Raw genomic sequence first — 14,313 nt, 5'->3', positions numbered from 1 at the left:
GGCCCGCGCCCGACAGCCTCGATTCCCCCATTGAGGAGCCCGTATGCCCAATCGGCGTCATGCCCGGCGGACCCACCGCGACGCTGCCAGACTCGCCGCCGCCGGCAACCACCGCGGCGCGCTCGCCGTCTTCGCCGGCGCCGTGGCCGAGTACCGCGGCTGCCTGGCCGTCCACCCCGACGACCGCGGCGCCCGCATCGACTTCGCCGACCTGCTCGCCGACCGCGCCACCTCCCACACCGCCCTCGGTGAGCTCGCCGAAGCGTATGCGGCCCAACGCGAACGCCTGGAGCTCACCGAAGGGCTCGACACCGACCGCACCGAGCGGGCCGCCGCGCGGCTCGACCTCGCCGAGGCCGCCGCGCGCACCGGGCGGATCCTCACCGCCGCCGTCGAGGCCGACGCGGGCCTGGGCCTGCTGGACGACACCGACCCGACCGACCCCGCCGCGCCCGGGTTCGGCGCCCTCGCCGCGGCCTTGGCGCGCGCCGCGCGCATCTACTACCGGGCCGCCGACCCCGACCTGGCCGTCGGCGCCGCCGACCAGGCCGCCCGGATGCTCATGGCCTCGGGAGGCGCCGACGACCTGCTGCGCGACAGCCTGCGCCTGGCCGTGGCCCTCCACACCGCCGCCGGGCGCGGCGCCCACGCCCGCGGCGCCGCCGCGCTCCTGGCCGAGCGCCACCCCGGCGCCGAACCGCTCGCGCCGCCGCAGGCGCCGTCGCTGCGGGCCGCGCTCGAAGCGGCGATCGGCATGGGCGCCTTCGCCGACCGGGGCCTGGTCGACCGCCTCTGCCCCGACCCGGCCGGGCGGGACGCGCCGGTGACGCCCGGCGCCCGCTGCGACCTCGCGTTCGCCGCCGTCGCCCTCCACGGCGCCGAACCGGCCGTCACCGCCCTCGCCGCCGTCCACCCCGACCTCGCCTGGCGCATCGCCACCGAGGTCCACTACCTGCTGTGCGCCGCCGACCGCGGCACCGAACGCAACCTCCACCTCAACTTCCGCGACCACGGCCCCGCCTGGCTGGCGATGCTCATGGCCCTGGCCCGCACCGGCCGCCGCGGCCCGCTCGCCGCCGACCTCGCCGACTCGCTCACCGACCTGTGCGAACGCCTGCACACTCGGCACGCCGCCGCCGACCACGAACCGCTCATGCGCGCCGCGGGCCGCTTCATCGACGCCCACCGCGACAAACTCCGGCGGTGACACGCGGCAACGAGGTGCAGATCGTGCACGCCTGCACGCGCGGCGACACCGGCGGCAGCCCGACCGCCGTGTGCGCCGACGGCGACTACGGCGACGAGCAGCGCCGCGCCCTCCCGGGCACGGCAGGGACCTCCCACGCGGTGTTCGTACGCGAGCGCGCGGACGGGTCGATCGGCCTGCGCTTCTTCACCGCCGCGGGCGAACTGCCCGCCTGTGGGCACGGCACCGTCGCCGCCCTCGCACTGCACGCCCACCGCACCGGCACCAGCCGGTGGCGCGTACGGGCCGGCGGGCGCGTCTTCGAAGGCCGTTGCGAAAACGAGCACGGGCGCCTCCACGCGTCCTTCCACGCCGGACCGGTCACCCTGCGCGACCCCGATCCGCGCACGACGGCCGCCGTCGCCGCCGCGCTCGGGACCGGCCCGATCCGGCCGCGCGTCGCCGGCATCGGCCGCGAACGCCTCCTCGTACCCCTCGACGACACCGACGCACTCGCGGCACTGGCACCGGACTTTGACGCACTGCGCCGTGCCTGCGATGCGGCCGGGCTCCTCGGGTGCTTCACCTGGGCGCCCGCAAAGGGCCAAAGCCGGTACGGCGCCCGCATGTTCGCGCCCTCCATCGGCGTCCCCGAAGACGCCGCGAACGCGAACTCCACCGCGTGCCTCGCCGCCCACCTCGACGCCGCGATCACCGTCGACATGGGCGACGCCCTCGCCCGCCCCTCGACCGTCACCGCCGCACCCGCACCACATGGGGCAGTGCGCATCGGCGGCACCGCCCGCATCGGCGACGCACCGGCAACGCTACGGTGGCGGCCATGAGCGTCCTCCGCGTCATCGCCTCCGATCTCGACGGCACCCTCCTCGCCCCCTGCAGCACCCTCACCGAACCCACGATCGCCGCCCTCCGCGCCGCCCGCGAGCGCGGTGTCCTCACCGTCGCCGTCACCGCCCGGCCCCCGCGCGTCTTCGACGAATGGACCGGCCTCGCCGCCCTCCTGGACGCCGCGATCTGCTCCAACGGCGCCATCGTCTACGACCCCGCCGCCCGAGAGGTCCGCACCGCCCTCGGCATCGACGCCGAGGCGGCCGCGCTGGCGGCCAAGACGCTGCGGGAGGCGCTGCCGGGACTGCGCTTCGCGGTCGAGACCGGATTCGAAGTCGTCGCCGAACCCGGCTACGACCGCGTCGACTCGGTCGGCGAACGCCGCGTCACCCGCGATTCCCTCGCCGAGGCGATCGGCGCGGCGCCGCAGATCGTGAAACTGCTGGCGCACCGGCGCGGCGGCGACCAGGACGCGCTGCTGGCCGCCGCGCGGGGCCTCGACCTGCGCGGTGTCGCGCTCTCGCATTCGGGAGGCTCGGGCCTGCTCGAACTCACCGCCGCGGGCGTGGGCAAGGCCGAGGCGCTGGCGGCGTGGTGCGCTGCGCGCGGGGTCGGGCCGGAAGCGGTGGCGGCGTTCGGGGACGCGCCGAACGACGTGCCGATGCTCGCGTGGGCGGGCCGGTCGTTCGCGGTGGCGAACGCGCATCCGGAGGCGGTCGCGGCCGCCGCCGGGCGGTGCGGGTCCAATGCGGAGGACGGGGTGGCCGCGGCGGTCGCAGGGCTGCTGCGTTCGGTGTGAGCGCGGTTCAGCGGTCGGCGCCGAACCAGCCGGGGGCGTCGAGGCGGAAGAGTTCGCCGGGTGCGACGGCGGCGAGGTCGGTGTGGAGGGCGGCGAGGCGGTCGGCGCCGATGACGGCGGCCCAGCGGTCCTGGACCTGGTCGAACACGCGGGCCGAGAGCGCGAGGACCTCGACGCCGCGGGCGGTCAGGCGCACGGTCTTGCGGCGGGCGTCGCCGGGGTCGGCGGCGCGTTCGACGTAGCCCTGGCGTTCGAGGGCGGCGATGGTCTTGCCCGCGGCCTGCTTGGTGACGCCCAGGCGCGCGGCGAGGTCGACGGCGGTGGTGCCGTCGGTGCCGATGGCCTGGAATACGAAGCCGTGCATGGGGCGCACGTCGGGGTGACCTCGGCGGGCGAGTTCGGCGTGGACCTCGTCGATGGCGGCGCGGAAGGCCGCGAACAGGCGCAGCGGCAGCTCGTAGCCGGGGGTCGCCTCAGACACGGGGACCCGCCCGACCAAGATCGACAACCAGGTTTACTATATGGGTAACCATGTTGTCCATCTTAGGAGTACGCGCCATGCGCATCGTTCGCAGTGCCGAGACCCGCCGCACCGAGACCCCCGCGGCCGTCATGACCACCCTCGCCTCCCCCGCGCTCGGCGGCGCCGAGCGGCCGCTCTGGCGGGTCGAGGCCGCCGCCGGGACGCAGGGCCCCGTGCACCACATCGACGCTGAGCAGGTCTGGACCCTCACCGCGGGCACGGCCCGCGTCGAAGTGGCGGAGGACGCGGCCGAGCTCGGCGCGGGCGACACCGTCGTCGTCCCCGCCGACGTCGCCCGCCGGTTCACGCCCGGGCCCGAGGGGTTCGCCGCGATCGTGACCGGACCGGCGGGCATGAGCGCCCGCCTGCCCGGCGGCGAGCCGGTGGCCCCGCCGTGGACGGCCTGATCAGGCGCTCGCGCGCCGCTTCGCGTAGTCGCGCAGGGCGCGCAGGAAGTCGACGTGGCGAAAGCCCGGCCAGTACACGTCGCAGAAGTACAGTTCGGCGCGCGCCGACTGCCACAGCAGGAAGCTGGAGAGGCGCCGCTCGCCGCTGGTGCGGATGATGAGGTCGGCCTCGGGCAGGTCCGGGGTGTACCGGTGGGCGCCGATGTCGGCGGCGGTGAGGCGCTCGGCGAGTTCGTCGATGCCGGTGCCCTGCGCGGCTTCGGCCTCCAGGAGCGAGCGGACGGCGTCGACGATCTCGGCCTGGCCGTCGTAGCCGATGGCGACGGTCAGGTGCCCGCCGGTGCGGTCCGCGGTGGCCTCCAGGGCGGTCTTGAGCGCGTGCGCGGTCGTCTCGGGCAGGTGTTCGAGGCTCCCGGCGATGTGGAGGCGCCAGGGGTTGCCCGATCGCATGAGGCGTTCGGCCACGATCTGCTCGATCATGTCCATGAGATGGGCGATCTCGCCGCCGTCGCGCTTGGTGAGGTTGTCGTTGGAGGCGACGTAGACGGTGACGTGGTCGATGTCGATGCCCGCGCACCAGCCCAGGAGCGTGTCGAGGTGCTCGGCGCCGTAACGGTGGCCCACACCGGGATCGGCATGGCCCTGCTGCCGGGCCCAGCGCCGGTTCCCGTCCATCGCCACGGCCACGTGCCGCGGCAGGTCCGCGCCTTTGAGGCTGCGCCGCAGCCGGTTCGCGTACATCCGGTAGACCCAGGCGGGAGCGTCCATGCGCCCGAGCCTATCGGTCGCGCGGGGCGGCGGCGGTGCGGTCTCTCACGGACCTAGAAACCGAAGTGACCCTCGATCGCGAAGCGCGCCGCGAACAGCGGCGCGCTTTCGACCTCGCCCACACGGTGGGTCAGCAGACCGGCGATCAGGGTGAAGCGGGGAGTGACTCACTTCCGGCCCTCACGGGCGTCATCGGCGCTGGACATGCCCAGGTTCGTCCAGTCGTCGACGTCCGTCTGCGGCATGGCGCCGACGATGGTGTTTCCGCCGTCGCGAAGCTCCTTGAGGTGACGAGCCTTTACCGCCGCCTCGATGTAGGCACTGGCATCGCCCGATTCCGCCGCGATCTGCCAGACCTGATCGCTGACATGGATGTTGTGCCGAGTCATGCACACAGTTGTAGCGCACGGCTCTGACCGTGCGGGGCGGCGGCGGTGCGGTCTCAGAGGTGCGTGTCGGCCCAGTGGCGTATGGCTTCCGCGAGGTAAGCGGCGAAGCCGTCGGCGACCTGGTCGTAGGTGTCGGCGAAGCGGGGGTCCTCGGTGTAGAGGGCGGCGAGTCCCTTGTAGGCCTCGGCGCCGGGCTGTGAGTCCCAGTGGCGGGCGACGAGGCGGTAGTGGTCGGCGACGACGGTCTGGACGGCGTCGTCGTCGGGCGCCGCGCCGGCGTCGCGCAGGGTCTGGAGGCGGGCGTTGATCGCGTCGAATTCGGCCGGGATCGCCCGGCGCTCTTCGGGGCGCAATTCCTGGAGCACGGTCCAGGCGCGTTCGACCACGGCCTGGCCCCAGCGGCTGCGGGCCTCGGCGCGGTGGGCCGCTTCGGTGGCGGGGTCGAGTCCGTCGAACCAGGTCTCGGGGGTCATCGGAGGTCCTCCTTCGAGTTGGCGGATGGTCGCGTCGACGGTGGCGGCGAGCCGTTCGAGCCGCCGGCGCTCCTCAGCGAGGCCTGCGGCGTGCCGTTTGAGCGCCTCGATGCGGTCGAGGTCGCCTTCGAGGACGTCGGCGATGGTGTCCAGCCGCAGGCCCAGGCGCTTGAGCAGGAGGATCTGCTGGAGGCGCAGGAGCTCGGACCGGCCGTAGCGGCGCAGACCGCCGTGGCCGGTCTCGGCGGGCGTCAGAAGCCCGATGGCGTCGTAGTGGCGCAGGGTGCGCGCCGAGACGCCCGCCATGCGGGCGACCTCGGCGGTCGGCCAGGTGCGCATCGGAGTCCTCTCGTTCGTCGGTGCGCCCTCGACGGTATTGGCTGCCGCAGCGTCAGCCGCAACGGTCCGGAGAAGAGACGCGGGTCACCGTCAAGCGGCGCGACCTGGCGGCCCGCGAGTCGTTGTTTACATAGGGCGGTCCTGTCCTGCTCACGTGGGACCGAACCCGCCTCATGGGGTCTCCCCGCTCACGCGGGGCAGCGGAATCGAGGGGCCTTCGGATGCGAGTCCGGGGGCCCCTTCCGCGCGCACGCGGGGATGAGCCGGGCAACCTCTTCGACTTGGGCGACCGGATGTGTTCCCCGCCGGCGCGGGGATGGTACGACGTTCGGCCCCAGGCGAAGCCTGGGGCCGAACGCGTTGCGAGGTTCCTATGCCGCGCGGACCGCGGCCTTGCGGAAGTCCCGGTTGAGCTTGCCGATCACGTCGAGACCGATCTCCTTCGGGCACGCCGCGGCGCACTCGCCTTGGTTGGTGCACCCGCCGAAGCCGGAGGCGTCATGCTCGGCGACCATGCCGAGCACGCGCGTGCGCCGCTCGGGCTGGCCTTGCGGCATCAGGCTCAGATGCGAGACTTTCGCGCCCATGAAGAGCATTCCCGACCCGTTCGGGCAGGCCGCGACGCAGGCGCCGCAGCCGATGCAGGCCGCCGCGTTGAAGGCCGCGTCGGCGTCCTGCTTGGGGATCGGCACCGAGTGGGCCTCGGGGGCCGTGCCGGTGGGCGCGGAGATGTAGCCGCCGGCCTGGATGATGCGGTCGAAGGCGGAGCGGTCGACCACGAGGTCCTTGATCACCGGGAACGCTCCGGCGCGCCAGGGCTCGATGTCGATGGAGTCGCCGTCCTTGTAGCGCCGCATGTGGAGCTGGCAGGTCGTGGTCGCGGCCTGGGGGCCGTGCGGCTGGCCGTCGATGACCAGGGAGCAGGCGCCGCAGATGCCCTCGCGGCAGTCGTGGTCGAACGCGACCGGGTCCTTGCCCTCGGCGATGAGGTGCTCGTTGAGGACGTCGAGCATCTCCAGGAACGAGGCGTCCTCGGAGACGCCCTCGATCTCGTAGGGCACCATCTGGCCCTTGGTGTCGGCGTCGGGCTGGCGCCAGATGCGCAGAGACAGCTTCACTTGTAGCTCCGTTGCGTCGGGTGGACGTACTCGAATTCCAGGGCTTCCTTGTGGAGGACGGGCTCGTCGACGCCGAACTCCCAGGCCGCGACGTACGAGAAGTGCTCGTCGTCGCGCTTGGCCTCGCCCTCCTCGGTCTGGGACTCGGCCCGGAAGTGCCCGCCGCACGATTCGGTGCGGTGCAGGGCGTCGATGCACATCAGTTCGCCCAGTTCGAAGAAGTCGGCCACCCGGCCGGCCTTCTCGAGCTGCTGGTTGAGCTCCTCGGCCTTGCCGGTGACCTTGACGCGCTTGTAGAACTCGTCCTTGAGGTCGCGGATGAGGCCGATGGCCTTGCGCAGGCCCTCGTCGCTGCGCTCCATGCCGCAGTACTCCCACATGATCTTGCCCAGTTCGCGGTGGAAGGAGTCGACGGTGCGGTCGCCGTCGTTGCCGAGGAAGAACGCGATCCGGTCGTCGACCTCCTTGCGGGCGGCCACGACGGCCTCGTGGTCCTCGCTGAGGGCCTCGAAGGGGCCGTCGGCGAGGTAGTCCGAGATGGTGTTCGGCAGCACGAAGTAGCCGTCGGAGAGGCCCTGCATGAGCGCCGAGGCGCCCAGGCGGTTGGCGCCGTGGTCGGAGAAGTTCGCCTCGCCGGTCACGAACAGGCCCGGGATGTTCGACGACAGGTCGTAGTCGACCCACAGGCCGCCCATCGTGTAGTGCACGGCCGGGTAGATGCGCATGGGGCGCTCGTACGGGTTCTCGCCGGTGATGCGGTCGTACATGTCGAACAGGTTGCCGTATTTCGCCTCGACGGCCTTCTTGCCGAGCCGCTTGATGGCGTCGGCGAAGTCGAGGTAGACGCCGAGGCCGCCGGGGCCGACGCCGTGGCCCTCGTCGCACACGACTTTGGCGGCGCGCGAGGCGATGTCGCGCGGCACCAGGTTCCCGAACGCCGGGTAGCGGCGCTCGAGGTAGTAGTCGCGTTCGGACTCGGGGATGTCGGCGGGGTGGCGGTCGTCGCCGCGGGCCTTGGGCACCCAGACGCGGCCGTCGTTGCGCAGCGACTCGGACATGAGCGTGAGCTTGGACTGGTGGTCGCCCGACTGCGGGATGCACGTGGGGTGGATCTGGGTGTAGCAGGGGTTGGCGAAGTACGCGCCCTTGCGGTGGGCCCGCCAGGAGGCGGTGACGTTGCAGCCCTTGGCGTTCGTGGACAGGAAGAACACGTTGCCGTAGCCGCCGGTGGCGAGGACGACGGCGTCGGCGAGTTCGGTGGAGATCTCGCCGGTTACGAGGTCGCGGACGATGATGCCGCGGGCCTTGCCCTCGACGATGACCAGTTCGAGCATCTCGTGGCGGGTGTGGAGGTCGACCGTGCCGGCCGCGACCTGCCGCTGGAGGGCCTGGTAGGCGCCCAGGAGGAGCTGCTGGCCGGTCTGGCCGCGGGCGTAGAAGGTCCGCGAGACCTGGGCGCCGCCGAAGGAGCGGTTGTCGAGCAGGCCGCCGTACTCGCGGGCGAAGGGCACGCCTTGGGCCACGCACTGGTCGATGATCTCGGTGGAGATCTCGGCGAGGCGGTGCACGTTCGACTCGCGGGAGCGGAAGTCGCCGCCCTTGACGGTGTCGTAGAAGAGGCGGTGGACCGAGTCGCCGTCGTTGCGGTAGTTCTTGGCGGCGTTGATGCCGCCTTGGGCGGCGATGGAGTGGGCGCGGCGCGCGGAGTCCTGGAAGCAGTAGTTCGCGACGCGGTAGCCCAGTTCGCCGAGGGTGGCGGCGGCGGAGGCGCCGGCGAGGCCGGTGCCCACGACGATGACGCGGAGCTTGCGGCGGTTGGCGGGGTTGACCAGGCGCCCTGAGAAGCGGCGCTGCTCCCATCGTTCGCTGATGGGCCCCTCGGGGGCCTTGGCGTCCGCTACGGGTGCGCCTTCGCGGTAGAAGTCAGTGCTCATGTCAGCTCACCACTCCGAAGGTGACGGCCAGGGGCACGATGGCGAACCCGGCCACGATGAGGACGGCGACGGCCAGGGCGATCGCCTGGGTCCGCTTGCGCCACTTGGTGTTCGGCCCGGCGATGGTCTGCACCGCAGACCAGATGCCGTGGCGCAGGTGCAGGCCGAGTGCGGTCAGCGCCAGGAGGTAGAAGACGGTGACGGGCCACCGGTCGGGGTCGAAGGTGGCCATGACGGCGCCGTAGGCGTCGTGGGCGTCCTTGACGGGGTTGACGGTGCGCCAGGTGAGGTCCAGCAGGTGCCAGATGACGAACAGGAAGATGACGATGCCGCCGAAGCGCATGATGCCGTAGGCGTTGGGGGATTCGCCCTTGGCCTTGTGGCGGTGGGCGTAGCGGACGGGGCGGGCGTGGTGGGCGCGCCGGGAGAGTGCGATGAGGGCGCCGATGTGGACGGCGATGGAGGCGACGAGGCCGATGCGCATGACCCACAGGAGGCTCTCGTGGGGCAGGAGCGGGGCGCCGAAGGAGCGCAGTCCGGCGGCGTAGGCGTTCATCTCCTCGCGGCCTTCGAAGACGTGGAGGTTCCCGGCCATGTGGGCGATGATGAACAGGACCATGAGGACGCCGGAGACGGCCATGGCGATCTTGAGGCCGATGTTGGAACGCCACGGCTTCCAGGGGGCGGGGCGGGCCGCCTTGGGCGCGGCGGTGCGCGATTGCAGATCCGTAGACACGCCCAGAGGCTAGACGCGACAGGCGTCACCGGTCCAATTCATGGCGGATCGCCGTTCCATGCCGTTACGTTATGGTAATGCGTCCGCAGCAGCTTCAGGCGTTCCTCACCGTCGCGAAAACCCGACATTTCACTCAGGCGGCCGATGAACTGGGTGTGACACAACCGTCATTGAGCAAGCAGATCCAGTCGCTGGAAACGGAACTGGGGGCGCCGCTGCTCACGCGGTCGCGGGGGCGCATCGAGTTGACGGACGCGGGGCAGACGCTGCTGCCGCACGCGCGGCGGATCACCGCGGCACATGCGGCCGCGCGCGCCGACATCGACGACGTGCTGGCAGTGCGGGCCGGGCACCTGCGTCTGGGGGCGACGCCGAGTCTGTGCTCGTGGCTCATCGCGCCGCTGCTGACGCGGTACCTGGAGACGCATCCGGGGGTGACGGTGACGTTGACCGAGGACGGGTCGGGGCCGTTGACCGAGCGGCTGAGCGCCGGGGACCTGGATCTGGCGTTCACGATCGGCGACAAGGCCGACGCGACGGGTCTGACGGTGCGCCCGCTCCTGGCCGAGGCGCTCGTGGTCGCTTCGGCCTCGCATCTGCCGCCGTTGACGCGGCAGGCGTTCATAGGGTTGCCGCAGTTGCGCGAGCAGGCGTTCGTGCTGCCCGCGCACGGCTACGACCTGCGGGACTTGACGATCACGACGTGCGAGGCGGCGGGGTTCAGTCCGCGTACGGGCGTCGACGGGGGTGCGACGGACGCGGTGGCGAGCCTGGTGGAGGCGGGGCTGGGCATCGCGTTGCTGCCGGCGATGATCGCGGCGGGCCGTCCGGGGCTGCGGGCGACCCCGATCGCGCCGCCGGGGGCCAGCCGCACGATCGCTCTGGCGTCGCGGCGGGAGTCGCCGCCGACGAAGGCGGCGGCGGCGTTCGCGGCGAGCCTGGAGGCGCATTTGACGGACCTGCACGCGTGGGGGCGCCTGCCGGAGGGGATGCGTTCGGTCTGAGGCGCTCTCAGGCGAAGGCGTCGCGGTCGAACATGGCGGCGATCTGGCGGGCCGAGGGCGTGCCGGCGTCGGGGTCGGCGCCGGCAGCGAGCAGGGCCGCGACGACCTCGCCGAAGTCTTTGAAGACGGCGCCGGCCAGGGGCGACTGGTCGCGGTCGTTGCGGCGGTCGACGTCGGCGCCGGCGGCGGCGAGCGCGGTGACGGTGGCGGCGTGGCCGTGGTAGGCCGCGAGCATGAGCAGGGTGTCGCCCGAGCCGTTGACGAGGTCGACCGGCAGGCCGGCCTCGACGAACCGCAGGAGTCGTTCGGTCTCGCCGGCGCGGGCCAGGTCGAAGGCGGCTTCGGCTATGTCGCGGAATTCCTCGTTGTCGCTCACGTCTGCAAGCTTGGCACACGCGCACGGGTGCGGCGGGGGTTCGGTGGCCGTCAGGGTGTCCTCCGCAATGGACCGGTCGGGTCGTTTCACCCGCCCAGGTGTCGGGCCGGGTATTGACACGGCTGCGCAGAGGTGGGAAGGATTGATGCGGGCCCGCGCGGCGGCGTCGCTGACACGCACCGCCGCGCGCCCTTTCTCGGTGGGACAAGGACGGTGAGGACTCGATCATGAGCGAGCCGAAGATTCTAGGGCAGTTCCAATTGGAGCATCGCACCATTCAGGTCAGCGGGGACGACGGCAATGCCGGCACCGTCTGGCTGCGGCGCGTCCACCCCGATCCGCCGATGGCGCTGGGGTGCGTGGTCGAGCTCGACTCCCCCACGCCGCGGCTGCGGCTGTACCGGGCCGAGTGGCCCGAGGGGCTCAGGGAGAGCGCGAAGGAGCAGACGCTGGCGATCTGGCGGGCCGCCAGGGACTAGGCGACGAGCGCGGCGGTGACGGCGGCGGCTTTCGCTTCGGCTTCGGCCACTTCGGCTTCGGGCTCGGAGCGCCAGGTGATGCCGCCGCCGGCCCACAGGTGGGCGCGGTCGGCGTCAAGGGCGAGCGTGCGGATGGTGACGCCCAGGCGCACCTCATCTGCGGTGACGAATCCGAAGGCGCCCATGGCGGGCCCGCGACCGACCGGCTCCAAGGCGCCGACGAGGTCGAGGACGGCGAGTTTGGGCGTGCCGGTGACCGATCCGGGCGGGCAGGTCGCGCGCAGCAGGTCGGCCAGTCCGGTGCCCGCGGCGATCGCCGCGGTGACGGTGGACTCGGCCTGCCACAGGTCGGCCCAGCGGCGCAGCGCGAACAGTTCGGGGACGGCGACGGTGCCGGGCCGGGCGACGCGGGCGAGGTCGTTGCGGGCGAGGTCGACGATCATGACGTGCTCGGCGCGTTCCTTGACCGACCCGGTGAGCGCGGCCCGGCCCGCCTCGGTGGCCTCGGCGGTGCCCTTGACCGGCCGCGCGGTCACGCTCAGGGCGTCGGCGGTGAGGAAGCACTCGGGCGAACCGGAGGCGACGAGCCAGCCCCGGCCGGTCAGGACCCCGCCCCACGCGGCGCCGGGGACGGCGGCGACGGCCGCGGCGAGCGCGCCCGGATCACCGCCCCAAGGGGCGCTGCGGTGCCCCACGACGTTGGCGACGTAGACCTGCCCGCGGCCGATGGCCTCCTGGACGGCGACCACGGCTTTGGCGTGGTCGGCGCCGGTCCACGAGGGCCGCCAAGGGCCGACCGTGAACGGCCCGGGCGCGGGCGCGGGTACGGCCGGGCCGTGCGCGAACGCCACCAGAGCGAGGTCGGGGACCGCAGGGGCCGGCGTCGGGGCGCCGCTCGCGCCGCCGACCATGACCGCACCCGCGGCGGCCGACACCAGCACGGCGACGCCGCACACCGACCCCTCGGACGCCTCGTGCGGTCCGGTGTATCGGGCGCAGAACGCCGCGGCGACCTCGGCGGGATCGCCGCCCTCGCCCAGGCGCCATTCGAACCGGTCGACCTCCACCAGGCGCCCGGCGCACGCCGCAGGCGCCCCCGCGGGAGCGGGCCGAACATGAGCGAACACCGACACCGCTCTAGTGTCGCCCAGGCCCGGCCGCACGCCAAGATCGCGAACGGGTCCTCCCCGGTGGCCCCGGTCACCCGCTACGGGGCGCCGATCGCCTCCAGGACACCGCCCTCGGACGGCGCCTCGACATACGCGCCGCCCGTCGCCTCGGCCAGCAGCGCGAGGTTGTCCGCGTTCGCGTCCCCGAACCCGACCGTGTACACCGTCGCCGCACCCGCCATCGAAGCGAGCGTCTCGGCCGTCTCCCCCACCGTCGGCGGCGACGCGGTGTCCTCCACGTTGTTCGTCAAGACCACCACCACGTTGACCGAGCCGTCGGCCGCGTGCTCGCCCATGTACCCGTACGCCGCCTCCAAGGCGCCGTACAGCGGCGACGTGCCCTCGTACTCCTCGTTCTCCGAAACCGCCCACAGGTCGTTGCGCAACGCCTCGCGGTTGCCGTCGGACATCTCGGCCTGGTCGGTCACCGCCCGCCAGTTCGCATCGCCGTCGGCCCCGACCCCGAACTCCCACAGCCCGGCCCGCGACGTCGACTCCATGTCCTCGACCATGTCCACCGCCATGCGGATCGCCGCGTCGGCCACCGACACGTCGCTCTCACCGCCGTAGTCGGTCGTCTCCTCGCCCATCCGCGACGACCGGTCCACCAGGAACAGCACGTTGAGGTCCTGGCGGCCCTCCTGCCACGACCGCACCGCCTGGCCCACCGCCTCCGGCGTCGCCTGCGCCAGCGCCGCCGCACCGTCCTCGGCCGGCGTCAACTCGATCGCCGAGAACGACCCGTCCGCCACCGCACCGGCCAGGAACGAACCGAACCGCCCCGCGATCGACGCGTCCGACTCCGACACCCAGCTCGTGCCCCCCAGCACCAGGTACGTCGCCACCGCTGCCACCGAGGACCCGCTGGGCGTCACCGGCACCAGCTGCTCCTCCATGCCGCTCGTCGCGTTGAAGTTGTCCACCTGGTAGCCCAGGGTCGTGAACACCTGCCCCGCCTCGCCCGACTCGGCGTACGCCGCCAACTGCTCCGAAGCGTCGTCGGCCACCGACCCCGCCTCGATCGCCGCCGTATACGACGCCAACGCCTCCTCGGAGAACCCGCCCTCGCCGTCCGAAGTCGCGTTCAGCATCGCCACCAGGCCTTCAGTGGACGTGCGCGGATTCGCCGCCGCCAGATCGACGTCACCGGCGAGCGCCGCATCGAGCACGTCCGCCCACGACGGCGGCTGGCCCCCCAGCCAGCCCAGCGCGTCGGCCGTCGACTCCGGCACCGCCAGCACCGACGTCGCCTGACCCAGCACCACCGGGTCCGAGGACACGTACCCGGCCGTCGCCTCACTGGAGCCCACCCACGACGCCCATGCCTGCGAATCGGGCACCCACGCGATCGGCGGCGGCCCCAGCGACTTCTGGTCCCACACGCCCAAGATCCCGCGCGAGGCCGCCGCCGCCGACACCTCCTGCACCTCCACGCCCACGCACTCGCCCTCGACCTCGGGCTGCGTCGCCTCCCACTCCTGCGCCGCGTCGTCGACCGCCGCCGCGATGCTCGGCGCCGCCGCCACCGTCACCCGGTACACCGAACCCGAGCACCCTGACCGCAGGAGCGTCATGAACCCCCACGTCAGCCCGGAGGCGACCAGCACGCACACCAGCGTGATCACGATCCACGGCGCCACCGGCAGCCGCGAGCCGCCCTTCTTGCGCCGCCGCCCTAGCCGGTGCGACTTCACCGCACGCGCAGTACCGAAAACCATCAGCTTCACTCCTGGGGGAACCGTCGGCGCCCAGTCTAGAACCAGC

At 72.8% G+C, this 14,313-nt stretch carries 16 protein-coding genes; 6 read left to right on the top strand and 10 right to left on the bottom strand.

From position 1 onward, the window contains the following. The first annotated feature begins 43 nt into the window (after window positions 1-43). From E9998_RS25470 to E9998_RS18990, 3 genes are read left to right on the top strand one after another with little or no spacing between them, the layout of a single operon-like run. A complete protein-coding gene (locus E9998_RS25470; protein ID WP_158299879.1) occupies window positions 44-1,207 on the top strand; it encodes a hypothetical protein in 1,164 nt (387 codons plus the stop codon). Then, window positions 1,204-2,031, top strand: a complete 828-nt coding sequence (locus E9998_RS18995) for a PhzF family phenazine biosynthesis protein (protein ID WP_136531270.1) — start codon at window positions 1,204-1,206, stop codon at window positions 2,029-2,031. The genes E9998_RS25470 and E9998_RS18995 overlap by 4 nt, the downstream gene beginning before the upstream one ends. Next, a complete protein-coding gene (locus E9998_RS18990) occupies window positions 2,028-2,834 on the top strand; it encodes an HAD family hydrolase (protein WP_136531269.1) in 807 nt (268 codons plus the stop codon). Before E9998_RS18995 ends, E9998_RS18990 begins: the two co-directional genes overlap by 4 nt. A gap of 7 nt (window positions 2,835-2,841) precedes the next feature. Here E9998_RS18990 and E9998_RS18985 read toward each other — a convergent pair whose 3' ends face one another. Further along, a complete protein-coding gene (locus tag E9998_RS18985; protein WP_136531268.1) occupies window positions 2,842-3,315 on the bottom strand; it encodes a MarR family winged helix-turn-helix transcriptional regulator in 474 nt (157 codons plus the stop codon). Window positions 3,316-3,392: 77 nt separating this feature from the next. On the opposite strand from E9998_RS18985, the gene E9998_RS18980 reads away from it, so the two are divergent. After that, a complete protein-coding gene (locus E9998_RS18980) occupies window positions 3,393-3,764 on the top strand; it encodes a cupin domain-containing protein (RefSeq protein ID WP_136531267.1) in 372 nt (123 codons plus the stop codon). On the opposite strand, the gene uppS is transcribed toward E9998_RS18980, so the two are convergent. From uppS to E9998_RS18950, 6 genes are all read right to left on the bottom strand, one after another. Next, the gene (uppS, locus tag E9998_RS18975) at window positions 3,765-4,532 is read right to left on the bottom strand and encodes a polyprenyl diphosphate synthase (RefSeq protein ID WP_204745534.1); all 768 of its coding nucleotides are present in this window, start codon (window positions 4,530-4,532) and stop codon (window positions 3,765-3,767) included. A gap of 167 nt (window positions 4,533-4,699) precedes the next feature. Then, window positions 4,700-4,921 carry a hypothetical protein gene (locus E9998_RS18970; RefSeq protein ID WP_136531266.1) on the bottom strand — a complete coding sequence of 74 codons (222 nt, stop codon included), beginning with the start codon at window positions 4,919-4,921 and terminating at the stop codon, window positions 4,700-4,702. 53 nt (window positions 4,922-4,974) lie between these two features. Further along, window positions 4,975-5,733: a MerR family transcriptional regulator gene (locus E9998_RS18965; protein ID WP_136531265.1), complete on the bottom strand. Its 759-nt coding sequence runs from the start codon at window positions 5,731-5,733 to the stop codon at window positions 4,975-4,977. Window positions 5,734-6,104: 371 nt separating this feature from the next. Further along, entirely contained in the window at window positions 6,105-6,851 is a 747-nt protein-coding gene (locus tag E9998_RS18960) for a succinate dehydrogenase/fumarate reductase iron-sulfur subunit (protein WP_136531264.1), read from the bottom strand. Beyond that, window positions 6,848-8,785, bottom strand: coding sequence for a fumarate reductase/succinate dehydrogenase flavoprotein subunit (locus tag E9998_RS18955; protein ID WP_136531263.1), 1,938 nt, complete (start codon window positions 8,783-8,785; stop codon window positions 6,848-6,850). The genes E9998_RS18960 and E9998_RS18955 overlap by 4 nt, the downstream gene beginning before the upstream one ends. A 1-nt stretch (window position 8,786) precedes the next feature. Beyond that, window positions 8,787-9,521 (bottom strand): succinate dehydrogenase cytochrome b subunit, encoded by a 735-nt coding sequence (locus E9998_RS18950; protein ID WP_204745533.1) that lies wholly within the window; start codon window positions 9,519-9,521, stop codon window positions 8,787-8,789. Between the two features lie 77 nt (window positions 9,522-9,598). On the opposite strand from E9998_RS18950, the gene E9998_RS18945 reads away from it, so the two are divergent. Next, window positions 9,599-10,525 carry a LysR family transcriptional regulator gene (locus E9998_RS18945; RefSeq protein ID WP_136531262.1) on the top strand — a complete coding sequence of 309 codons (927 nt, stop codon included), beginning with the start codon at window positions 9,599-9,601 and terminating at the stop codon, window positions 10,523-10,525. Between the two features lie 7 nt (window positions 10,526-10,532). Here E9998_RS18945 and E9998_RS18940 read toward each other — a convergent pair whose 3' ends face one another. Continuing rightward, the gene (locus tag E9998_RS18940) at window positions 10,533-10,901 is read right to left on the bottom strand and encodes an ankyrin repeat domain-containing protein (protein ID WP_136531261.1); all 369 of its coding nucleotides are present in this window, start codon (window positions 10,899-10,901) and stop codon (window positions 10,533-10,535) included. A gap of 227 nt (window positions 10,902-11,128) precedes the next feature. Between E9998_RS18940 and E9998_RS18935 the strand changes: the two genes are divergently transcribed. Then, a complete protein-coding gene (locus E9998_RS18935; protein ID WP_136531260.1) occupies window positions 11,129-11,380 on the top strand; it encodes a hypothetical protein in 252 nt (83 codons plus the stop codon). Here E9998_RS18935 and E9998_RS18930 read toward each other — a convergent pair. Both E9998_RS18930 and E9998_RS26835 read right to left on the bottom strand, forming a co-directional pair. Next, window positions 11,377-12,513 (bottom strand): chorismate-binding protein, encoded by a 1,137-nt coding sequence (locus tag E9998_RS18930; RefSeq protein WP_240037678.1) that lies wholly within the window; start codon window positions 12,511-12,513, stop codon window positions 11,377-11,379. The genes E9998_RS18935 and E9998_RS18930 overlap by 4 nt on opposite strands. Before the next feature lie 74 nt (window positions 12,514-12,587). Beyond that, window positions 12,588-14,243: a substrate-binding domain-containing protein gene (locus E9998_RS26835; RefSeq protein WP_204745532.1), complete on the bottom strand. Its 1,656-nt coding sequence runs from the start codon at window positions 14,241-14,243 to the stop codon at window positions 12,588-12,590. Window positions 14,244-14,313: the final 70 nt, after the last annotated feature.

The organism is Glycomyces paridis, assembly GCF_004912155.1.
Taxonomy (GTDB): domain Bacteria; phylum Actinomycetota; class Actinomycetes; order Mycobacteriales; family Micromonosporaceae; genus Glycomyces; species Glycomyces paridis.
This window is presented reverse-complemented; position numbering and strand designations above follow the sequence as displayed.